Origin of the sequence: Ideonella flava, from assembly GCF_051857595.1 — a bacterium.
In the GTDB taxonomy this organism is placed as follows: Bacteria; Pseudomonadota; Gammaproteobacteria; order Burkholderiales; family Burkholderiaceae_C; genus Ideonella.
Genome location: NZ_JBPZHD010000013.1, coordinates 34,596 through 55,030 on the forward strand (window position 1 = coordinate 34,596; position 20,435 = coordinate 55,030).

The following is a 20,435-nucleotide window of genomic DNA, read 5'->3' on the forward strand; positions in this document are numbered from 1 at the left end:
GCTCAGCCAGAACGGTGGGCGGCGCGCATCGGGGGCTTCGACAGGCTCAGCCCGAACGGGGGAAAGGGGCGGATCTCCTCCACCCGTTCTCCGTGAGCCTGTCGAAGGGCCATCACACGCGATTCCAATCGAAGGCGGCCTTGTCGCCTTTTCCGTAGACCTTGAGGGCGCCCTTCTCGCCGACGGCGTTGGGGCGCTGGAAGATCCAGTTCTGCCAGGCGGTGAGCCGTCCGAAGACGCGGGTCACCATGTTTTCGGGGCCGTTGAAGCGCAGGTTGGCTTCCATGCCGGTCAGGGCATCCGGGCTCATCGAGACGCGCTCCTCGATCGCGATGCGGGTCTCGTCGGCCCAGTCGATGTCATCCGGGTTGCTGGTGACCAGGCCCAGCTCGAAGGCGGCGTCGCCATCGAGGGCTTCGCCCATGCGGGCGCGGATCGGCTCCAGCGCGGCGGCCTCGCCATAGAAGCGGCGCTCCAGCCGGCTCTGGCCCGTGGCCATGGGGTAGAGGCCGAAGTTGGCCTCCTCGACCGTGATCTTCGGCGCGCGCCCGGGCTCGTCGGGCAGGACCAGCATGTAGATGCGGTCGCAGGCAAGGGCCAGCTCGAGGAAGCTGCCGGCGAAGCAGGATCCCGGCTCGATCAGCGCGAACAGGCTGCGCGAGGCCACGTCCAGCCGGCTGAAGGTGCGGCGCAGGTAGCCGATGGTCTCGCGCACCAGCCAGTGCCCGCGGTGGGCGATCAGCGTCGTGTCCATCGCCAGCACGGCCGCGGCGTCGCCCTCGGTCTTGAGCAGCCAGGTGCCGATGTCGAGCTCGTTGGTGCGCATCGACAGGATGGCGTCGTCCAGTTCGCGGGCCAGGGCCAGGGGGTACCAGTGGTCGCCGGCGGCCTCGATCTCGGTGGCACTCGCGGGCTGCGGGCCGGTGGGGGCCTTGACGGTGAAGGTGGCGGTGCGCCTGGCGCGGTCGATCTCGACCGTGACGTGGCCGTAGCGCAGGGCATCCGCCTCGATGCTGCGGCGGATGGGGCCGAGCTGGACGCCGCTGGCGTGGGCGGGGCGGTCGCTCTGCCCGGCGAGTTGGGCCGCACGCTCCTGCACCTTGGCGGCGAATTGGGCGGGCTTGGCGATGTCGTCCACGAGGCGCCAGGCCTTGGCCTTCTGGCCGCGCACGCCCTCGGTGGTGGTGCAGAAGATGTCGGCCAGGTCGTGCCGCACCTTGCGCTTGTCGGTCACGCGGGTCAGGCCGCCGGTGCCGGGCAGCACGCCCAGCAGCGGCACCTCGGGCAGGCTGACGGCGCTGGAGCGGTCGTCGACCAGGATGATCTCGTCGCAGGCCAGGGCCAGCTCGTAGCCGCCGCCGGCGCAGGCGCCGTTGACGGCGGCCAGGAACTTCAGGCCCGAGTGGGCGGAGGAGTCTTCCAGGCCGTTGCGCGTCTCGTTGGTGAACTTGCAGAAGTTCACCTTCCAGGCGTGGCTGGAGACGCCCAGCATGAAGATGTTGGCGCCGGAGCAGAACACCTTGTCCTTGGCGCTGGTGACGACCACCGTGCGCACCTCCGGGTGCTCGAAGCGGATGCGGTTGACGGCGTCGTGCAGCTCGATGTCCACGCCCAGGTCGTAGCTGTTGAGCTTGAGCTTGTAGCCCGGGCGCAGGCCGGCGTTCTCGTCGATGTCGCAGGCGAGGGTGGCGACCGGGCCTTCGAAGTGAAGCTTCCAGTGCTTGTAGCGCGACGGCTCGGTGCAATAGTCGACGCGGTCGGTAGGGGTGCTCATGGGGCGTTTCTCCTGGCCGGCGCCGCCAGGGCCGGCAGCGCGATGAGAGGCATCATAGTGCATTCGCTGGAAGGAATGCAAGCACTTTAATGCATTATTCTGCCGGTAGACCCAGGGCGCCGCGCACCAGCGAGCGCAGCGCCATGAAGCTGGCTTCCAGCGATTGGGCGCTGGTGTCCAGTGTGAGTTCGGCCTTGGAATAGAAGGCTGCGCGCCCGGCGAGGATGCGCTTGAGGTCTTCCATGGCCTCTTTGCTGGCGGCCATGGGCCGCAGGTCTCCCTGGGCGCTGACGCGCCGCATGTGGTCTTCGGGGTCGGCCTGCAGCCAGACGGTCGTGCAGTGGGCCAGCAACTGGTTGAAGGTCGCCGCGTCGGAGACGAGCCCGCCCGGCGTGGCGATGACCGCCTCGGGGTAGATCTGGATCGCCTCCTCCAGCGCCCGGCGCTCATAGCGGCGGTAGGCGTTCATGCCATACAGCGCCTGGATCTCGGAGATGCTGCAGCCGGCGAACTTCTCGATCTCGCGGCTGAGTTCCACGAAGGGAAAGCCCAGGTCGTCGGCCAGCATCTGGCCCAGCGTGGACTTGCCGGCCCCGCGCAGCCCCACCAGCGCGATGCGCGAGCTGCGCTCGCGGTTGCTGCCCCCGGTGCCCAGCAGTTCGCCGATGGCCGCGCGCACGCGGTGCAGCGTGGCCTCGTCGCGCCCCTCCAGCAGCTCGCGGATCATCAACCACTCCGGCGAGGAGGTGGTGACGTCGCCTATGAGCTCTGCCAGCGAACACTGCAGGGCGCCGGCCACCTGGAGCAGCACCAGGATGGAGGCATTGCCGATGCCGTATTCGAGGTTGGCCAGGTGTCGCTCCGACACCTCGGCCGCCAGGGCGACCGCCTTGCGCGTCATGCCGCGCCGGGCGCGCAGGGCCCGTACCCGCTCGCCGAGCGCCACCAGGAAGGGATTCTTGTCGTCGGCGTTGCCCTGGCCGTCCGCACTGTTCGTCGGCGCCTGCCGGATGTCCGGTTCTTCGTCCGGTGCGTTGCCGCGAGGATGCAATATAGTGCTTGACATGGTCGAGGTGCCGGATCTAGAGTTCCGGCACGCACAATAGTTCATCCCTCGAACGGGTGCAAGCCGGAAGCGCAAGGAGACCGCCATCATGTCGCCCACCCAATTCCGCGAACTCCTCGCGGGCCTCACGCACCGCATCGCCGGGCAGCCCCTCGGGCCTGAGTTGGACGCCTGGCTCAACCGCGAATGCGGACCCGGCAGCAGCCTCTATCAGGATGTGAAGGCGGCCTGCCAGGCGGGCGTCGCTGAAGGCTGGCTGTGCGACCGCGAGGGCGGAGGCATCCGCTACGGCCGCATCTTCAAGCCGGCCGAGGACCTGCACGGCTTCTCGGTCGATGTCGTCGACATGAACGACCTCGCCGGCCCGCACCACAGCCACCCGAACGGCGAGATCGACCTGATCATGCCGATCGAGGGCGAGGCCCGGTTCGACGGCCGCCCGGCCGGCTGGTGCGTGTATCCCCCGGGCAGCGCGCACCAACCCACCGTCAGCCGCGGCCGGGCGCTCGTCCTGTATCTCCTTCCCCAGGGCGCGATCCAGTTCACCCGCTGATCGCTTCCATCTCCCACGATCGCTCGGAGGATCACCATGAGCATCGACGTCGCCGCGCCGGGCGCGCGCTTCAATTTCGCCCAGCACCTCATCCAGCGCAATGCGAAGCGCGGCGACAAGCTGGCTTACGTCGACGACGCCGGCAGCCTCAGCTATGCCGCGCTCTCCGAGCGCATCCAGCGCCTCGCCGCCGGGCTGCAGGCACTGGGCGTGCGGCGCGAGGAGCGTGTGCTGCTGCTCATGCACGACTGCAATGACTGGCCGGTGAGCTTTCTGGGTGCATTGCACGCCGGCATCGTGCCGGTGGCAGTGAACACGCTGCTGACCGTCGACGACTACGCATACATGCTCCAGCACAGCCGGGCGCAGGTGGCTCTCGTTTCGCAGGCGCTGCTGCCGACGCTGCGCGCGGCGATGGAAAAGGCCGGCAGCGACCACGAGCTGAAGGCCCTGGTCGTCTCGCGGCCGTCCGGGGAGCCGCAGGCCGGTGAACTGGCTTTCGACGCCTTCCTCGAAGCCCATGCCGGCCCCACGGAGCCGGCCACGACCTCGCCCGACGATCCCGGCTTCTGGCTTTACTCCTCCGGCTCCACCGGCCGCCCCAAGGGCACCTTGCACACCCACGGCAACCTGTACTGGACGGCGGAGCTCTACGGCCGCGCCGTGCTCGGGCTCAGCGAGCGCGATGTCTGCTTCTCGGCCGCCAAGCTCTTCTTCGCCTACGGCCTGGGCAACGCGCTGAGCTTCCCCTTGAGCGTGGGTGCGACGACGCTGCTGATGGCCGAGAGGCCCACGCCCGATGCCACCTTCAAGCGCTGGCGAGGCGAGGTGGGCAACATCAAGCCCACGGTCTTCTACGGCGCGCCCACAGGCTACGCCGGCATGCTCGCCTCGCCGAACCTGCCCCCGAGAAATGCCGTCGCGCTGCGCCTGTGCTCCTCCGCCGGCGAGGCGCTGCCGGCCGACATCGGCGAGCGCTTCACCGCCCACTTCGGCGCCGAGATCGTCGACGGCATAGGCTCGACCGAGATGCTGCACGTCTACCTCAGCAACCGCCCGGGCCAGGTGCGCTACGGCACCACCGGCTGGCCGGTGGAGGGCTACGAGATCGAGCTGCGGGGCGACGACGGCCAGCCGGTGCCCGATGGCGAAACCGGTGACCTCTACATCAAGGGCCCGAGCGCCGCGCTGATGTACTGGGGCAACCGGGAGAAATCGCGCGAGACCTTCCAGGGTGCGTGGACCAAGAGCGGCGACAAGTACGTGCGCAACGCCGACGGCACCTACACCTACGCGGGCCGCAGCGACGACATGCTCAAGGTCAGCGGCATCTACGTCTCGCCCTTCGAGGTCGAGTCGACCCTGGTCCAGCACCCGGCGGTGCTGGAGGCCGCGGTCATCGGCGTGGCCGACGAGGAGGGGCTGACGCGCGCCAAGGCCTTCGTGGTGCTCAAGCCCGGCCAGGCCGCCAGCGACGACGAGCTCAAGGCCTTCGTCAAGGAGCGGCTCGCGCCCTACAAGTACCCGCGCCTGATCGAGTTCGTGAACGAGCTGCCCAAGACGGCGACCGGCAAGATCCAGCGCTTCCGCCTGCGCGAGCGCGAGCAGCAGTCTTCGCGATGACGGCTTCGGACATCGCCTTCGTCGAGATCGCCTGGCGCGGGCGGCCGGTGCGCATCGAGCACCAGTGGCTGGGCAGCGAACGGCGAGACCGGCCGCTCATGGTCTTCCTGCACGAAGGCCTGGGCTCGGTCGCGATGTGGCGTGATTTCCCGGCCCGCATGGTCGACGCGCTCGGCTGGCGCGGGCTCGTCTACTCGCGGCCCGGCTACGGCCGCTCCACCCCACGCGAGGCCGAGGAGGCCTGGGGGCTGGACTTCATGCACCGCCAGGCCGAGGAGGTACTGCCGGCGCTGCTGGCGGCGCTGGGCGTCGATGCCGAACGCGAGCCGCCCTGGCTCTTCGGCCACAGCGACGGCGGCTCCATCACGCTGCTGCATGCGGCCGCCTTCCCGCAGTGCGTGGCCGGCGCGATCGTGCTGGCGCCGCATATCCTGGTCGAGGACTTGTCGGTGGCCAACATCGCCAAGGCGCGAGAGGCCTATGTCTCGGCCGACCTCAAGGCGCGGCTGGCGAAGTACCACGACGACCCGGATTCGGCCTTCTGGGGCTGGAACGACATCTGGCTGCATCCGCCGTTCCGGCAGTGGTCCATAGAGCGCGAACTCGCCGCCATCCGTTGCCCGCTGCTGGCGGTGCAAGGCCTGGACGACGAGTATGGGACGCTGGCACAGATCCGCGGCATCGCACAGCGCGCGCCGCAGACCGAGTTGCTGGAGCTGCCCGACTGCGGCCACTCACCGCACCGCGACCAGCCCGAGCGGGTGATCGAGGCGGTGAGGGCGTTCGTGAACACGCCCGGCTGAGTTCAGCTCTTCGGCTTGGCGGCCTGGGCCGGCGAGTCGCTGGCGAAGCGGGTCGAGGCCTCGTCCGGCGGCAGCAGCGAGGTCAGCGTGCCGGGCGGCAGGTGGCGCAGCTGCTCCGCATCCAGCTTGCCGACGAACTTCCAGCCGGTGGGCAGCTTGATGAAGGCGAAGGCGGTGGGCGGGTCGACGAAGAGGTCGTAGTCCTGCACGGCCACGGCGTCCTGCGCCAGGGCCGGCGAGCCGGCGAGCGAGGCGAACAGCGCGGCGACGATGAAGAACGGGGCGAAGTGCGGCAGGAAGGGCTTGATCGACATGGCGGTCTCCTGGGGCTGGGCTTGTTGGTGTGCAGGCAGTGTCGGCAGCCCAGGCTTCACGCGTGCTTCATCGGCGCGGCCGCAGGTTTCAATTGTTTGTCCCTCGGAGAACAATGCCGTGCAGGAGTGCTTCGATGAATCCCTCGCGTCGTTGCCTGATCACGGCAGCCTGCCTCGGTACGTGCCCTGCCATGGCCCGCGGCGAGCCCTTGGCCGCAGGCGAGGCAGGCCGTGAAGGCGCGGTGGAGATCGACGTCTCCGCCCTCGCCGAAGGAGAGCTTCGAGTCACCCAGTGGAAGAGCCAGCCGGTCTGGATCCTGAGGCGCTCGCCGCAGATGCTGGAGCAGCTGCAAGCACCGGACTTGCTCTCGAGGCTGGCCGATCCCGCGTCCGCCCTGGAGCCTGAAGGGCGCACGCCGGCCTATGCGCGCAACGCCCATCGCTCCATCAAGCCCGAGTTCTTCGTGGGCCTCGCCGTGTGCCCTCATGCGGGATGCGTCCCCGTCGCCCGCCTGAAGCCCGGCCCGAATCCCGGCAGGCCCGACAACTGGCCCGGCGGCTTCGCGTGCCAGTGCCACTTCGCCACCTTCGATCTCGCCGGTCGCGTGTTCAGGGACAAGCCCACCGACAGGAACATCGAGGTGCCGAGGCACACGTACCTCGCGCCCACCACGATCGTCATAGGCCGCGACGGCAACGCCGGCTGAACGAACGTCCCGCCTGCGCCAGTGTGAAATGCATCACGCCTGGCGTCCGGCTTGCGGGTTAGCCCGGCGGCGCTCGTGAGCATCGTTGAAGCTTTGGTGGTGGGCGAGCGCACGGCCTGCACTGACACTCGGTGCTCGCCCTTGCGGGTCTCCTTCACTTCCCTGTTTCGTTTTGGACTTGTACGTCCTGGAGCGTTTGACGATGAATAAGACGAGCTTCCCCGTGTCGCGCCTGGTGGCCGCGTTGGGCCTGGCGTTGGGTGTCGCGGGTGCTGCGCACGCGGCGGTCGAGACGACCCGCGTGGTCGTGTCCTTCAAGCCCGGCAGCACGGCGGCCCGACTGGCCCGTGCCGCCATCGCCAAGGCCGGCGGCCAGATCAAGCTGGAGATCGATGGCGAGAACGTCGCGGTCGTGCTGCCGAAGGCGGCCGTCGCCGCGCTGCAGAAGCACAGCGCCGTCGCGCTGATCGAGGAAGACGCCAAGCGCTACCCGATGTCGCTGACCAGCCCGTCGGGCCCGCCGTACCAGAGCGGCCAGCTCGTGCCTTACGGCATCAAGCTGGTCCAGGCCGATCAGCTGCCCCAGCTGGATGCCAACGCCGGCAACCGCAAGATCTGCATCATCGACTCCGGCTACGACATCACGCACGAGGATCTGCAACACGGCTCGAACGTGACCGGCAACGACGACATCGGCGGCGCGGGTCTGTGGTCGGTCGATGGCACCCACCACGGCACGCACGTGGCCGGCACCATCTCGGCCGTCGACCAGGCCGGCGTCGGCGTCGTCGGCGTGCTGCCGAGCTCCAAGATCAAGCTGCACATCGTCAAGGTCTTTGGCGATGACGGTGCCTGGGCTTACTCCTCGACCCTGGCCGCCGCGGCGAAGAAGTGCCAGTCGGCCGGCGCCAACGTGATCAGCATGTCGCTCGGCGGCCCGCTGCCCAAGACGGTCGAGAAGAACACCTTCACCCAGCTGCAGGCCGCCGGCATCCTGTCGATCGCCGCCGCGGGCAACGGTGCGAACACGCAGACCTCGTATCCGGCGGGTTACGCCGCGGTGATGTCGGTCGCCGCGCTGGACGAGAACAAGGCCTGGGCCAGCTTCTCCCAGCGCAACAAGGACGTGGAGATCGCCGCCCCCGGCGTGAGCGTGCTGTCGACCGTGCCGATGGGCGCCGGCTCGAATCCGGCACTGACCGTCGGCAGCACGGTGTACGCGCCGGGCAGCATGGATGGCTCGCCCAACGGCAGCGTCTCGGCGCCGCTGGCCGACTTCGGCCTGGGTGACACCGTCAACACCGCGATGGCCGGCAAGGTCTGCCTGATCCAGCGCGGCAACATCGCCTTCTCGGACAAGGTGCTGAACTGCCAGAACTCGGGCGGCGTCGGTGCGGTGGTCTACAACAACGCCGCCGGCGGATTTGCCGGCACGCTGGGCGGCGTGGCGACGACCATTCCCTCGCTGACCGCCTCCGACACCGAAGGCGCCGCGATGAAGGGCCAGCTCGGCCAGACCGCCTCGGTCAACATCACCGCCACCAACTACGCCTACTTCGACGGCACCTCGATGGCCACGCCGCACGTCTCGGCCGTGGCCGCCCTGGTGTGGAGCTACTTCCCGTCCTGCACGGGCGAGCAGATCCGCCAGTCGCTGAACAAGTCCGCCAAGGACCTGGGCACGGCCGGGCGCGACGTCAAGTTCGGCTTCGGCCTGGTGCAGGCCAAGGCGGCCTACGACCGCATCGTGTCGGTCGGCTGCGGCAACTGATCACCGCGCTCACGCGTGATCGCATCGGCGGGGCCTTCGGGCCCCGTTTGACTTTTGTACCTCAAAACAAGAAGTTGAGGGACAATTCGCCATGCGCCGCGCTGCCGCAGACCGACCTCTCTACGTCCCTTTCGAGGGGCCGGTCAGCACCCTTTACGCCGAACTGGTCGAGCGCGCATCGGCAGAAGGCCACCTTCTGCCCGGAACTCCCGGCTCCCTGGCCCTGCGCGAACGACCCGGTTCCGGCTCGTACTGGTACAGACGCCACTACGACTCGCCAGGTACGCCGCAGGTCGAGGACTTCGTCTGCAAGGAGAACGACCTCGAGGCGTACGAGGCGATGAGGCAACGCATCGAGGCGGCTGAATGGAGCCAGGAGCAGGTGCGCAACCTGCGGCACCTGGGCATGCAGGTCGCAGACAAGGACGCAGCCCGCGTCCTGGTCGAGGTGCACAACCGCGAGCTGTTCAGGGCCGGTCTCGTGCTGGTCGGAACGCTGGCCTTCATGTCCTGGCTCAACGAGCTCGGCGTGAAGGCAGTCGCCGCCCGTACCCAGGACATAGACCTTGCCAGGCGGCAGAAGCTGAAGTTGGCTGCCCCCATCTCCTTTCTGGAGGCTGTGACGGCCACCAGGTTGGGCTTCTTCGCCATACCGGGCATCTCTGCAGCCGCGCAGCCGACCTCGGTCAAGCGACCGGGCAAGGAAGGTCTGCGCGTTGACGTCCTCACCTCGGGCGCAGCGTTGGGAAAGGTGGTCCCGGTGCCTGAGCTGGACTGGCACGCCCAGGCCGTTCCGCATTTCGACTACCTGCTGGTATCGCCGCGGCGTACGGCGACGCTGGCTGGCGGCCACTGCGTGCCGGTCAATGCGCCCGCGCCCGAGCGCCTGGCCTGGCACAAGCTGTACTCGAGCACCCGTCGCGCCCATGACTCGGCCAAGGCGGAGAAGGATTTGCGGCAGGCGGCCACCTTGCTGGCTGTGCTGGTGGAGCGGGACGACCTGAGGCTGGCGTCAACTGCAGCAGCGGTGCCCAAGGAGGTGTTCGACGCAGCCCGTCAGCGCCTGCCTTCACTTCGGAGCCTGCTCGCGCCGCATCCTCAGGCGCTCGACGAGGTCGAGCAGGCGTTGGCCGGGCCGTGAGGGGCGGACCGACACGGGTGAAGGGCAGCTCGGCACGCACAGCCGATGAGCATCGTTGAAGCTTGCCGGCCGGTGTTTCGCTCGACTGAACGGACACTCAGCGCTCCTTTTTCCGGCTTCACGAGAGCCGGCCCTTGGACCTTTGATGTTCTGGAGCGATTGACGATGACCAAGACAAGCTTCCCCGTTTCACGCCTGGCGGCCGCACTGGCCCTGGCCATGGGCGTGGCCGGAGCGGCACACGCGGCCGAGACGACCCGCGTGATCGTGTCCTTCAAGGCCGGCGGCGAAGCCGCGCGCCTGGCCCGTGCCGCCATTGCCCAGGCCGGCGGCCAGATCAAGCTGGAGATCGACGGCGAGAACGTCGCCGTGGTGCTGCCCAGGGCGGCCATCGCCGCGCTCGAGAAGCACAGCGCCATCGCGCTGGTCGAAGAGGATGCCAAGCGCTATCCGATGTCGTTGACCGAGCCTTCCGGCCCGCCTTACCGCAAGGGCCAGCTCGTGCCCTACGGCATCAAGATGGTCCAGGCCGACCAGCTGCCCGACCTGGATGCCAACGCCGGCAACCGCAAGATCTGCATCATCGATTCGGGCTACGACAACACCCACGAGGACCTGCCCCACGTGCACGTGACCGGCGAGGACGACATCGGCGGCGCAGGCAAGTGGGATGTCGATGGCACCCACCACGGCACCCACGTGGCCGGCACCATCGCCGCGGTCAACAAGCGCGGCGTTGGCGTCGTGGGCGTGATGCCGAACAAGCTGATCAACCTGCACATCATCAAGGTGTTCGGCGACGACGGCGCCTGGGCCTATTCGTCCACCTTGGCGGCCGCGGCCAAGAAGTGCCAGGCCGCCGGCGCCAACGTGATCAGCATGTCGCTCGGCGGCCCGCTGCCCAATGCGACCGAGAAGAACACCTTCACCCAGCTGCAGACGGCCGGCATCCTCTCGATCGCCGCGGCGGGCAACGGGGCCAACACGCAGACCTCCTACCCCGCCGGCTATGTGCCGGTGATGTCGGTGGCGGCGCTGGACGAGAACATGGCCTGGGCGGCCTTCTCGCAGCGCAATGCGGACGTCGAGATCGCCGCGCCCGGCGTGGCCGTGCTGTCGACCGTGCCCATGGGGGCCGGCTCCGATTCGTCCCTCACGGTGGGCTCCACCGAGTACGCCCCGGGGGGCATGGACGGCTCGCCCAAGACGAACGCCAGCGCGCCGCTGGCCGACTTCGGCCTGGGCGACAAGGTCGACACCTCGGTCTCGGGCAAGGTCTGCCTGATCCAGCGCGGCGACATCGCCTTCTCGGACAAGGTGCTGAACTGCCAGAACTCCGGCGGCGTCGGCGCGGTGATCTACAACAACGTGGCCGGCGGTTTCGCCGGCACGCTGGGCGGCGTCGCCACCACCATCCCGTCGGTGACCGCGTCCGACACCGAAGGCGCCGCGATGAAGGGCCAGCTGGGCCAGACCGCCAGCATCAGCATCACGCCGACGAACTACGCCTACTACGACGGCACTTCCATGGCCACGCCGCACGTCTCGGCCGTCGCCGCGCTGGTGTGGAGCTACTTCCCGTCGTGCACCGGCGAGCAGATCCGCCAGTCGCTGAACAAGTCCGCCAAGGACCTGGGCACGGCCGGGCGCGACGTCAGGTTCGGCTTCGGCCTGGTGCAGGCCAAGGCCGCCTACGATCGCATCGGCGCGCTCGGCTGCGGCAACTGATCGAAGCGCGTCAAACGCATTGGATCCGCGGGGCCTTCGGGCCCCGTTTTCGCGGCCGGTCCTGCCACACTGGGGACCTTCTTGCACGACCACCGGAGCCGCCAGTCCATGCACCGATACGTTGCCTTCCTGCGGGGCGTCAGCCCGATGAACGCCAAGATGCCGGAGCTCAAGCGCGCCTTCGAGGCGGCGGGCTTCCAGGACGTGAGGACGCTGCTGTCCAGCGGCAACGTCGTCTTCAGCACGCGTGGTCAAACGGTGGACGTGCTGGAGAAGCGCGCCGAGGAGGCGATGAAGGCCGAACTCGGCCGCCACTTCGGCACCATCGTGCGGCCGGCGAGTTACCTGAGGCAGTCGATCGAGTCGGATCCCTACGCGCCCTTCAACCTGCCGCCCGAGCTGAAGCGGATCATCGTCTTCCTGCGACGCCCGCTCGAAACCCACTTGCCACTGCCTATCGAGCGCGACAACGCGCGGCTTCTGGCCTCGACCGGCTCGGAGGTGTTCGGCGCCTACCTGCCCGACGACAGGGGGCCGATGTTCATGGCGCTGATCGAGCGCGCCTGCGGGTCCGACGTCACGACGCGGACCCTCGAGACGGTGCGTAAATGCACCAGCGCCTAGGCAGGCCAGGCGGCCAGCCTAGGCGGACGAGCCGGCCTGATGGCCGGCAGCGCGCCCGGGCGAGAGGGTGGTGCGCTTCGTATCGCGCTCGCTGCCTTCGCGGCGGTGCCTGAGCGATGGAGCCATCGCGGCACATTGGCGGCAAACACCGCCGACAGGAGACGCGATGAACATCAATCCGGCCAGTGGACCCTCGTCCCGGCGGTCGTCCTCGGCGGAGCCGTCCGCTTCGCCCACTCGCGAAGCCGTCCGCGGGGAAGACGCGGCCCTGGCGCGACCGCATGATGCGCCGCCTCCTCAGCGGCAGGCATCGCCTGGGGCGCAGCGGGCCCCGCGCGCGGCAGTTCCGCTGGCGCAGGCCCACCGCCATCAGCCGGCCGGCCCGTCGGCGCCCACGCAGCTGCTGTCGCAGGCGCAGACGGACTTCCATCGACTGCAGCAGGCCGATTTCCGCCGACTCGACCAATTGGCGGCGACCCAGGTGCTGTTGGCTGGCGGCGCCGAACCTGCCGATGCGCGCAAGGAGACCGGGCTGGACCGCGAAGTGCTGGCCAATCATTTCGACGCCCACGGCCGCCTGTTCGTGTGCCAGGCGGCCGAGCGCACGCTGCAGAAGTGCGATGAGACCCGTGCGCAGCGCTTTGCCGAGATGCCGCGCGCCCTGAGGCCGGAGGACCTGGATCGCCTGGCGCAGGTGCTGACGGACAACCCCGGTGTCACCGATGGGCGGCTGCGCCAGCTCGCCCGCGCGGCCGGCGTTCCGCGCCCGGTCCTCACCTATCTCTTCGTCCCGCACGCGTCGCTGCGCGATCGCCTCGCCACGCTGCCCGAAGGCCAGCACGCGGCGCTTTCCGCCGTCCATACGAGGCCCCCGACGCCGCCAGGGCCGCTGGCTCCGCCGGACGGTCCGGCCAGCCCGAATGCGCCGACGCGGCGGCGGGTGCGGACGCAGACGACATCGACGACGACCCGGACGAGGACCCTGACGCAGACTCCGACGCGGACGTCCACGTCGACGCCGCCGCAGATGCCGCCCCTCGATCCCATGCACCAGCGCCACCTGGACGAAAGCCGCCGCTTCGTGCAGGTGGCGCACGCGCACATGCTGCTGGCCTCCGGGCATGGCATCGAACGCGTGGCCGAGGAAAGCGGCCTGCCCGGCGAACTCCTGGCGAGCGCCTTCGCCGCGGATGGCCGCGTGCTGTTGAATGCGGCCGGCGATCGCCTGGCCCAGTCGTCCGACGAAGCGACCGCCAGGCGCTTCGCGGCGATGCCGCGCTCGCTCGAGGAGACCGACGTGGCGCGGCTCGCCCACGCCCTGCGGATCCTTCCGAATGTCGACCACGAGACCCTGCGCCTGGCCGCGGAGAACGTCGGCGTGACGCCGCAGGCGGTGGCCTATCTCTTCGATGCCGGCGTGCCGGCCCTCGAACGCTTGGCTGCATTGCCCGAGCAGCAGCGCGCAACGCTGGAAGCGGCGATGCGGGTCCCGTCCCCCGTGCAGGAGTCGCCGGCGGCCTCGCCGGAGGCGCCAGCGGCGGGATTGTCGCAAGCGCACCGCGACTACCTCGAGGGGTTTCTTTTCGACGATGACGGCCAGCAGCCGGCCACGGAGGCGTCGACGGCAGCATCGGCAACAGCCCCTGCCTCGGCATCGGCCGCTGCGGCGGCGCCATCGGCATCGGCATCGGCATCAGCGTCAGCGTCAGCGTCAGCATCAGCATCAGCTTCAGCGTCCCAGGCACGCCGGACGTTCCTCGCCCGCACTGCCGTCCTCGACGAGGGTGCTCGCGCCGAGTTGTTCGCCGACGCGCAGAGACAGTTGGCGAGCGGCGCCGGCATGAACGTGGTGGGGCCTGACTTCACCCTTGGGCGCCGCCCGTTGGCACGGACCTTCAGCCCGCAGGGTCGGCTGCTGCTGACACCTGAAGCAGACGTCCTTTTGCACCCCCGGGATCCTGCCCACGCGGCGCCGTTCACGGCGTTGCCACGGGCCTTGGCACCGGCCGATTTCAGCCTGCTCGGCGAGGTGCTGAGGCAGAACCCGGGCGCCTCCCATCAGCAACTCCGTCAAGCGGTGCTGTCGCAGCTGTCGCCGCAGGCGGTCGCCCACCTGTTCGATGCCGGCGCGCCGTTGCGCGACCGATTGGCCACCCTGCCCGAGCGCCAGCGCGAGGACCTGATGGCACGCTTGAACAACCGGCCGACTCACGTGGCGCAGAGACTGCTCGATGCCAGGGCGCTCTTGCTCGAGGGCCATGACATCGGCAGTTCGGCGAAGGCGATCGGCGGCAGCGTTCAAAACCTGCGGAGGTATTTCGATGCGCAGGGCCATCTGCTGTTGACACGCGAGGCCGATCGGCGGCTGCGCGATCCGGCGGATGGCCAGGCCTTCACGACCATGCCGCGAGCCCTGATCAGCACGGACCTGCGGCTGTTGGCCAGGGTGCTGGGGGCCCACCGGGGCGCTTCCGACGAGCAACTGCGCAGGGCCGGCGTCGAGGCCGGCATGTCGCAGGCGGCCCTGGCCCACTTGTTCGATGCGGGCCAGCCGCTGCAGGATCGGCTCGCCACGCTGCCGCTCGAGCAACGCGAACGCCTGGCCTCCGCACCTGAGGCCGACCCGCTCGCGCAGCCCGAGGCGGCCGCGGCGTCTTCGCCCATCAGCCAACGCTCAGCTTCCGGGGAGTGGGACATTCCGCAGATCTCGGGCGCCGAGCTCGATGCGTTCCTGGCGAATCTCGACGACGCGGGTTCGTCGCAGTCGGCGGCGCAGGTGACGGCCTCGCCCATGGCGTCCGTGCCCCGGCCGCTTTCCCCGGCTGCCACGGCTCCGTCCGGGACGCCCGCGGACGCCCCCAGCGGTGCGGCCCGGACCGGGCTGTCGCAGGAGATGCAGGCCGCGGTGGCCGAGATCCTGCGCGCCGAGAGCGAGCAAGCGCAGAGGTACGCAAAGGCCCAGGCGCTGCTGGCGGGCGGTGCGAGCCTTGGGCAGGCGGCCAGGGCCATCGGTGCCTCCGGTGGCACGCTGGGCAACTCCTTCAGCGAAGAGGGCCACCTGCTGCTGACCAAGGCGGCCGAACGCCTGCTGGAGTCCCGTGATCCCGCGAACGTGCAACCCTTCGCCGCGCTGCAGCGGGCCTTGACGCGATCCGACCTCGCGCTGCTGGGACAGGTCATGAGGCAGAACCCGGGCGCGCCGGATGATCGATTGCACAGCGCAGCCATCGCGGCCAAGGTCTCTCGCCGGGCGATAGCCCATCTTTTCGACGCGGGCGCGCCTTTGCGCGAACGGCTCGCCACCTTGCCCGCACATCAACAGCGGGCCCTGGGCATCTCGGTGCCGGCCGAGCCACGGCGGGCCGCTGCCGCGATGCCGCGCCTCGGCGCCGGCACGTCGGCCAGGCCGCCTTCTCCTGCGCAGCCGGCGGTGGTCCGGACGCCGGCGGCCGTACCGTCGCCGGAGCTCTGGGATATGCAGATGCCGGTCGATGAAATGGACGCCATCCTGGCGCAGCTGAACACGTCGCCGCCCAGGCCGCGGGAGGTCTCGATGGCGAACGTCCCGCAGCCTGGCGACATGCGCGCCGGCGGCAGCCCGCGAGGCGAGCCCTTGCCGGTCCCGCCGAGGGATGGACTTTCCCCTCCGGGCACGCCGTTCAGCGGTGGGCTGCCGGACCCGGGGACGCCGCCGTGGGCGATGCTGGACATCCCCGTATCGCCCGATCAGGCCATGGGCTTCGACTCGCCGTTGCCGTCCCCGTCGGGCAGCCCGGTCCGGCGCCCGGAATCGCCGGTGCGCCAGAGCAGCCCGGTGGCACCCGCTGATCGCGAACCGCCTCCCGCGGCCGCTGGAGCAGGTGGACCTTCGTCGACGACCGCGTGGGGCGCGAGCCGCGCCCGCACGATGCCGTCGCGACCGCCACGCGCCGACCTGGGTGCCAAGCCGCCGCCACCGGCCACAGGCGCGCCGGCACGCGGCACCGCATTCACCGGAGCTTCGTCTTCGACCCGGCCCTCGGCCAGCCTGAAGCGCCCGGGCGAGGAGCTGACGGCGCCGGCCGCCGTGCGACCGCGTCGTGACGACCCGCCACGCGTCTCGCAGCCCGCCCCGCAGGAGCTGAGGTGGGGGCAGCAGGCGCCGCGCACCCGTCCGGGGCCTCGTCCGGCGCAGCCGCCGCAGACGCCTTCGTCCGACTCCTCGTCCAGCTCTTCTTCGGAATGGTCGCCCGGCTCTCGCTGAAGCCGGGCGGGACTCAGCAGGCCGGCGCCATCACCATCAGGCCGGACGCGGTGTTCGAGATGGGGATGTGGTAGTTCTGGTGCACGCGCCGCACGCTCTCGCCGAGCGCGCCGCGTGCCGCCAGCCACATGAGCAGCTCCACGCCCTGCGTGCCGGCCTTCTCGACCAGTTCGTGGATGCTGTACTGCGTGGCCCAGCGCGGGTCGTGCAGCAGGCTCTCCATGAATTGCAGGTCGAAGTCCTTGTTGATGAAGCCGGCGCGCTGGCCATCGAGCTGGTGCGAGAGGCCGCCGGTGCCCAGCACCATCACGCGCTGGTCCGCTTTCCATGAACGCACGGCGCGCCCTATCGCTTCGCCGAGCGCATAGCAACGCTTCGCGCTGGGCAACGGGAACTGGACGGTGTTGATGCACACCGGCACCACCTTCACCGGCCAAACCTGCGTCGGCCACAGCAGCGCCATTGGCAAGGTGAAGGCATGGTCCACCACCATCTCCTGGCAGGTGGTGAGGTCGAAGTCCTCGGCGACCAGCGAATCGATGAGGTGCCAGGACAGGTCCTGCTCGCCTGTGAAGGCGGGCACCTGGGGGATGCCCCAGCCCTCGTCGGCATTGCGGTACTCGGCCGCGGCGCCGACGGCGAAGGTCGGCATCTTGTCGAGGAAGAAGTTCAGGCCGTGGTCGTTGTAGATGACGACGACGACGTCGGGCTTCGCCTCGGCTTCGAGCCAGCGGTGCACTGGCGCGTAGCCGTCGAAGAAGGGCTTCCAGTAGGGGTCCGCCTGCTGGTTCTTCGCGATCGCGCGGCCGATGGCGGGGACGTGGGAGGTGGTGACGGCACCGACGAGTGTGGCCATGGTGTGGGTCTCCTGGTTCAACCGGCGTGGGCCTGCAGGCGCGCCTTGAATTCGTCCTTGGTCATGCCGGTCTGCAGGGCGCCCAGGTCCTGCACGTCCAGGCCGAGGATGCCGGCGAACTTGGCGAGGTAGTAGACGTTGCCGCCGGCGGCGATGAGGCCGAGCACGTCGCGTTTGCCGATGGCGCGCACCTGCTCCTCGTTCAGGCCGTAGCGGGCGCAGTAGGCGGCCTCGTCGCGCTGGAACTGCGTCCGGTTCTCGGCGCTGTTGAACGAGTAGCACATCTTGTTCAGCGCATAGCCCTTGCGGGCCTGCACGCCGTCGAACAGGGTGGTGCCGGGAATGTCGGGGGTGCACATGGGGCGTCTCCTCGGGGGTCGGTGGCTTTGCGCTGCGTCAAGGCAGATGGCGCTGGCCGGTCCTTGACAGTGTCGCGATGCCCCCGCGGTGGATAAAGCCATCCATACTCATTCGACGCATGAATGCCATCGATGGGTTGGACCTGGATGGCCACCTGCTGCAGCTGCTGGTGGCCGTGCACGAAGAGGGCTCGATCACCCGCGCCGCCGAGCGCCTGGGGGTGACGCAGTCGGCCGTCAGCCATGGGCTGGACAGGCTGCGCGCCCTGGTGGGCGATCCGCTGTTCGTCAAGAGCGGCCGCGGCATCGCCGCCACCGAACAGGCCGGGCCACTGGCCGAGCGTGCACGCCGCCTGGTCGAGGAGTTGCGCGCCTTTCCCACCGCGGCCGGCTTCGACCCCGAACGACTGCAGCGCTGCATCACCATCGCCGCCAACGACCTGCAGCGCGACCTGCTGCTGCCCGCATGGCTGCGACGCGTGCGGGCGCAGGCGCCAGGCGTCACGCTGCGTGTCATCCCCTCCGGTGCACCCGAGCCGGCGCTGCTGCGCGAAGACGCCTGCCAGGTGATCCTGACGCCGCGACCACCGGACGGCAGCGACATCGTGCACAAGCGCCTGTTCGACGACCGCTACGGCGTCTTCTTCGACCCCGCCTGCCGCCGCGCGCCGGCCACCGAGTCGGACTACCTCGCCGCCGACCACGTGACCGTGCTGTACGAGCCGCGCCGTGTGCTGGAGATCGACCGGTGGCTGGCTGAACAAGGCGTGCAGCGGCACATCGTGGCCAGCGTGCCTGGCTTCGCGGGCATCGCCGCGCTGCTGCAGGGCGGGCCGTGGCTCGCGACCCTGCCCACGCTGCTGGGCCGGGGCGTGCTGCGTGGCCTGGCCGTGGCGCCCGTGCCGGTGGCCACGCCGCCGATGCCGATGTACCTGGTCTGGCACCGCCGCCACCAGGGCGATCCGGCCCATCGCTGGCTGCGGCAGGTGCTCGAAGCGGTCGCCGCCGAGCTGGCCTGATTGGCCCACGAGACAGTCGTTCAATCCGGTCGCTTCACAGTCCTGCCTTCGCCGCGGCACGTGGTCAAGGTCATTCATGTTCAAACGACGTTCGATGTGGTTCGCGGCAATGGCCGCGGTGGTGTTTGCTGTCGTGGCGGGTTGCGGCGGTGGGTCGTCAGGCTCATCCTCGGTCCCCACCGCCCCGGACGTGACCACCAGCGGTTGCCGCAGCACTTCTTCGAACCATCCCTGGGGCGTGCAATCGCTGCGGACGTGGACGCCGCGCGTGGCGACGGCCGCCGAAGGAAAGACCGGCGGCGCCTTCGGTGCGGCCTTCGAGGCACGCCTGGTGGTGGCCTTCGGCGTCGACCTGCAGAACACCGAGCGCCAGGCGGTCTTCGAATTGGCGGATGGCTGCCGGCGGCAGTACACCGTCGCGTCGTTGTCCGATGCCGATGTCACGGTCATCGAGACCGCCATGGCGGCGCATGCCTCGGCGGCCGACCCGGCCAGCTATGCGGTGCTCTTCGAGGACGGCCGCGCCACGCAGGCAGCGATCGATGCCGGCAGCCTGAAGCTCTACGACACGCAGCACTTCGCCTTCTGGCGCGGCGTGACCGCCTCGGGCGTCAGCAACCAGTACGTCGCCTCCCACGGCGGCTGGGATGCCTTCCTCGCGCAGGCCGGTGAGTTCATGGAGGCGCAGTGGCTCATGAACCGCGACCTGCTGCAGGCGCCCATGCCCTACGCCGCGGCCACCGATCGCAAGAAGATCAACGTCTACCTCTGCGGCACCGGGCTGCCCTTCGTCGACGGCGGCGACCTGACGGACTGCTGGGCCAGCGCCGCCGACGCGATGTGGGTCAGCGCAACGGCCATGGTGCAGGGCCACGTGGTCATGCACGAGTACGGTCACGTGCTGCAGTTCTACTCGGGCGGCTTCCGCGACAAGCCCGACGCCGGCCCGATCTGGGAGACCGGTGCCCAGTGGAACGCCTTCTCGCTGGCGGGCTGGGACGACCTGCTGCAGGACTATGTCGACAACCTGGAGAGCGGGCCTCTTTTCTCGCACGCCCGCTACGGCGCCTATCCCTTCATGCTGTCCCTGCACGAACGCGACGCGACGCGCGACCTGCTGTGGTCGACCTGGCTGAACAACCTGCGCACGGCCACCGGCGCGACGGCCGAAGACTTCGTTCCGGCCTTCGTGCGGCTGGCGCAGGCCGCGGGCGTCTACCCGCAAGGCTGGAAATCCTTCGCCGACGACATGGGCTGGTACGGCGCCCAGTTGGTCGCGATGGACTTCCAGGCGCGGCAATCGCTGTCCGACCTGCTGCGCGGCCGAGATGGCGCCCTGCACTACACCAAGCGCTTCGTGCCGCTGGCCACCACGACGGTGGCGGGCACCTACGACTCATCCGCCGAACGGCCCCTGCTGGAGTTCGGCACCCACCTCGTGCCCCTGACGGCGCAACCCGGCAAGGTGACCGCGACGCTGACGGGAGGCACCCGAGCGAACCAGGCCGCATGGCGTTTCACGCTCGTCGCCGTGGGTGCCGATGGCGCCGTTCGCTACGCCAAGTTGACGCCGGTGGAAGGCACCGGCAGCGCGGCAACCGCCATCGAGTACGCGGCCGGCGAATCGCTCTACCTCGCGGTGACCGCCACGCCCTACACCTACGAGACGCTGGGCTGGCAAGCCGCCGGCGCGACCACCGGGACGACTTTCCCGTATAGCGTCCAGCTGGCCAACGCCGTCCCGTTGACGGGAGCGGCCGCCGCGTGCGACGCCGCGAACGCCAACGGCTGGGATCTCAACTACAACACCAACGGGCACGTCGCGAACGGCGCTGCGTGCCGCTGAATCGCGCC

Annotated in this window: 16 protein-coding genes; 11 read left to right on the plus strand and 5 right to left on the minus strand. The window is 69.6% G+C overall.

The genetic code is table 11. The annotated features are described in order from the left end of the window. Nucleotides 1–112: 112 nt before the first annotated feature. Both boxC and ACS5PM_RS25890 read right to left on the minus strand, forming a co-directional pair. Entirely contained in the window at nucleotides 113–1,774 is a 1,662-nt protein-coding gene (gene boxC / locus ACS5PM_RS25885; protein WP_439390710.1) for a 2,3-epoxybenzoyl-CoA dihydrolase, read from the minus strand. Between the two features lie 94 nt (nucleotides 1,775–1,868). Then, nucleotides 1,869–2,840 (minus strand): helix-turn-helix transcriptional regulator, encoded by a 972-nt coding sequence (locus tag ACS5PM_RS25890; RefSeq protein ID WP_439390711.1) that lies wholly within the window; start codon nucleotides 2,838–2,840, stop codon nucleotides 1,869–1,871. A gap of 88 nt (nucleotides 2,841–2,928) precedes the next feature. On the opposite strand from ACS5PM_RS25890, the gene ACS5PM_RS25895 reads away from it, so the two are divergent. From ACS5PM_RS25895 to ACS5PM_RS25905, 3 genes are read left to right on the plus strand one after another with little or no spacing between them, the layout of a single operon-like run. After that, nucleotides 2,929–3,393, plus strand: coding sequence for a DUF4863 family protein (locus ACS5PM_RS25895; protein ID WP_439390712.1), 465 nt, complete (start codon nucleotides 2,929–2,931; stop codon nucleotides 3,391–3,393). Between the two features lie 36 nt (nucleotides 3,394–3,429). After that, nucleotides 3,430–5,016, plus strand: a complete 1,587-nt coding sequence (locus ACS5PM_RS25900) for a benzoate-CoA ligase family protein (protein WP_439390713.1) — start codon at nucleotides 3,430–3,432, stop codon at nucleotides 5,014–5,016. Beyond that, a complete protein-coding gene (locus ACS5PM_RS25905; protein ID WP_439390714.1) occupies nucleotides 5,013–5,819 on the plus strand; it encodes an alpha/beta fold hydrolase in 807 nt (268 codons plus the stop codon). Before ACS5PM_RS25900 ends, ACS5PM_RS25905 begins: the two co-directional genes overlap by 4 nt. 2 nt (nucleotides 5,820–5,821) lie before the next feature. Here ACS5PM_RS25905 and ACS5PM_RS25910 read toward each other — a convergent pair whose 3' ends face one another. Beyond that, nucleotides 5,822–6,133, minus strand: coding sequence for a hypothetical protein (locus ACS5PM_RS25910; RefSeq protein ID WP_439390715.1), 312 nt, complete (start codon nucleotides 6,131–6,133; stop codon nucleotides 5,822–5,824). A 134-nt stretch (nucleotides 6,134–6,267) separates the two neighbouring features. On the opposite strand from ACS5PM_RS25910, the gene petA reads away from it, so the two are divergent. The 6 genes from petA (at nucleotide 6,268) to ACS5PM_RS25940 (ending at nucleotide 16,347) form a co-directional block, all read left to right on the plus strand. Continuing rightward, nucleotides 6,268–6,840, plus strand: a complete 573-nt coding sequence (gene petA / locus ACS5PM_RS25915; protein ID WP_439390716.1) for a ubiquinol-cytochrome c reductase iron-sulfur subunit — start codon at nucleotides 6,268–6,270, stop codon at nucleotides 6,838–6,840. A 202-nt stretch (nucleotides 6,841–7,042) separates the two neighbouring features. Then, nucleotides 7,043–8,611, plus strand: a complete 1,569-nt coding sequence (locus ACS5PM_RS25920; RefSeq protein ID WP_439390717.1) for a S8 family serine peptidase — start codon at nucleotides 7,043–7,045, stop codon at nucleotides 8,609–8,611. Nucleotides 8,612–8,702: 91 nt separating this feature from the next. After that, nucleotides 8,703–9,752, plus strand: coding sequence for a GSU2403 family nucleotidyltransferase fold protein (locus tag ACS5PM_RS25925; RefSeq protein WP_439390718.1), 1,050 nt, complete (start codon nucleotides 8,703–8,705; stop codon nucleotides 9,750–9,752). Between the two features lie 165 nt (nucleotides 9,753–9,917). Beyond that, complete coding sequence (locus tag ACS5PM_RS25930; RefSeq protein WP_439390719.1) at nucleotides 9,918–11,480, plus strand: S8 family serine peptidase; 1,563 nt, start codon at nucleotides 9,918–9,920, stop codon at nucleotides 11,478–11,480. A 108-nt stretch (nucleotides 11,481–11,588) separates the two neighbouring features. After that, on the plus strand, nucleotides 11,589–12,104 hold the full coding sequence (locus tag ACS5PM_RS25935) for a DUF1697 domain-containing protein (protein ID WP_439390720.1): 516 nt from the start codon (nucleotides 11,589–11,591) through the stop codon (nucleotides 12,102–12,104). Nucleotides 12,105–12,270: 166 nt separating this feature from the next. Continuing rightward, nucleotides 12,271–16,347, plus strand: a complete 4,077-nt coding sequence (locus ACS5PM_RS25940) for a hypothetical protein (protein ID WP_439390721.1) — start codon at nucleotides 12,271–12,273, stop codon at nucleotides 16,345–16,347. A gap of 13 nt (nucleotides 16,348–16,360) precedes the next feature. Here ACS5PM_RS25940 and ACS5PM_RS25945 read toward each other — a convergent pair whose 3' ends face one another. Together ACS5PM_RS25945 and ACS5PM_RS25950 are read right to left on the minus strand one after the other, a co-directional pair. After that, on the minus strand, nucleotides 16,361–17,203 hold the full coding sequence (locus ACS5PM_RS25945; protein WP_439390722.1) for a class III extradiol dioxygenase family protein: 843 nt from the start codon (nucleotides 17,201–17,203) through the stop codon (nucleotides 16,361–16,363). Between the two features lie 17 nt (nucleotides 17,204–17,220). Continuing rightward, the gene (locus ACS5PM_RS25950) at nucleotides 17,221–17,562 is read right to left on the minus strand and encodes a protocatechuate 4,5-dioxygenase subunit alpha (RefSeq protein ID WP_439390723.1); all 342 of its coding nucleotides are present in this window, start codon (nucleotides 17,560–17,562) and stop codon (nucleotides 17,221–17,223) included. A 119-nt stretch (nucleotides 17,563–17,681) separates the two neighbouring features. Between ACS5PM_RS25950 and ACS5PM_RS25955 the strand changes: the two genes are divergently transcribed. After that, nucleotides 17,682–18,581 (plus strand): LysR family transcriptional regulator, encoded by a 900-nt coding sequence (locus tag ACS5PM_RS25955; protein WP_439390724.1) that lies wholly within the window; start codon nucleotides 17,682–17,684, stop codon nucleotides 18,579–18,581. A 76-nt stretch (nucleotides 18,582–18,657) separates the two neighbouring features. Then, entirely contained in the window at nucleotides 18,658–20,427 is a 1,770-nt protein-coding gene (locus ACS5PM_RS25960) for a DUF6055 domain-containing protein (RefSeq protein ID WP_439390725.1), read from the plus strand. The last annotated feature ends 8 nt before the right edge of the window (nucleotides 20,428–20,435 follow it).

What these genes read in the sequence shown, in the direction of transcription:
- boxC (WP_439390710.1), bottom strand. Translation starts at nt 1,774, where the DNA reads ATGAGCACCCCTACCGACCGCGTCGACTATTGCACCGAGCCGTCGCGC.
- ACS5PM_RS25890 (WP_439390711.1), bottom strand. Translation starts at nt 2,840, where the DNA reads ATGTCAAGCACTATATTGCATCCTCGCGGCAACGCACCGGACGAAGAA.
- ACS5PM_RS25895 (WP_439390712.1), top strand. Translation starts at nt 2,929, where the DNA reads ATGTCGCCCACCCAATTCCGCGAACTCCTCGCGGGCCTCACGCACCGC.
- ACS5PM_RS25900 (WP_439390713.1), top strand. Translation starts at nt 3,430, where the DNA reads ATGAGCATCGACGTCGCCGCGCCGGGCGCGCGCTTCAATTTCGCCCAG.
- ACS5PM_RS25905 (WP_439390714.1), top strand. Translation starts at nt 5,013, where the DNA reads ATGACGGCTTCGGACATCGCCTTCGTCGAGATCGCCTGGCGCGGGCGG.
- ACS5PM_RS25910 (WP_439390715.1), bottom strand. Translation starts at nt 6,133, where the DNA reads ATGTCGATCAAGCCCTTCCTGCCGCACTTCGCCCCGTTCTTCATCGTC.
- petA (WP_439390716.1), top strand. Translation starts at nt 6,268, where the DNA reads ATGAATCCCTCGCGTCGTTGCCTGATCACGGCAGCCTGCCTCGGTACG.
- ACS5PM_RS25920 (WP_439390717.1), top strand. Translation starts at nt 7,043, where the DNA reads ATGAATAAGACGAGCTTCCCCGTGTCGCGCCTGGTGGCCGCGTTGGGC.
- ACS5PM_RS25925 (WP_439390718.1), top strand. Translation starts at nt 8,703, where the DNA reads ATGCGCCGCGCTGCCGCAGACCGACCTCTCTACGTCCCTTTCGAGGGG.
- ACS5PM_RS25930 (WP_439390719.1), top strand. Translation starts at nt 9,918, where the DNA reads ATGACCAAGACAAGCTTCCCCGTTTCACGCCTGGCGGCCGCACTGGCC.
- ACS5PM_RS25935 (WP_439390720.1), top strand. Translation starts at nt 11,589, where the DNA reads ATGCACCGATACGTTGCCTTCCTGCGGGGCGTCAGCCCGATGAACGCC.
- ACS5PM_RS25940 (WP_439390721.1), top strand. Translation starts at nt 12,271, where the DNA reads ATGAACATCAATCCGGCCAGTGGACCCTCGTCCCGGCGGTCGTCCTCG.
- ACS5PM_RS25945 (WP_439390722.1), bottom strand. Translation starts at nt 17,203, where the DNA reads ATGGCCACACTCGTCGGTGCCGTCACCACCTCCCACGTCCCCGCCATC.
- ACS5PM_RS25950 (WP_439390723.1), bottom strand. Translation starts at nt 17,562, where the DNA reads ATGTGCACCCCCGACATTCCCGGCACCACCCTGTTCGACGGCGTGCAG.
- ACS5PM_RS25955 (WP_439390724.1), top strand. Translation starts at nt 17,682, where the DNA reads ATGAATGCCATCGATGGGTTGGACCTGGATGGCCACCTGCTGCAGCTG.
- ACS5PM_RS25960 (WP_439390725.1), top strand. Translation starts at nt 18,658, where the DNA reads ATGTTCAAACGACGTTCGATGTGGTTCGCGGCAATGGCCGCGGTGGTG.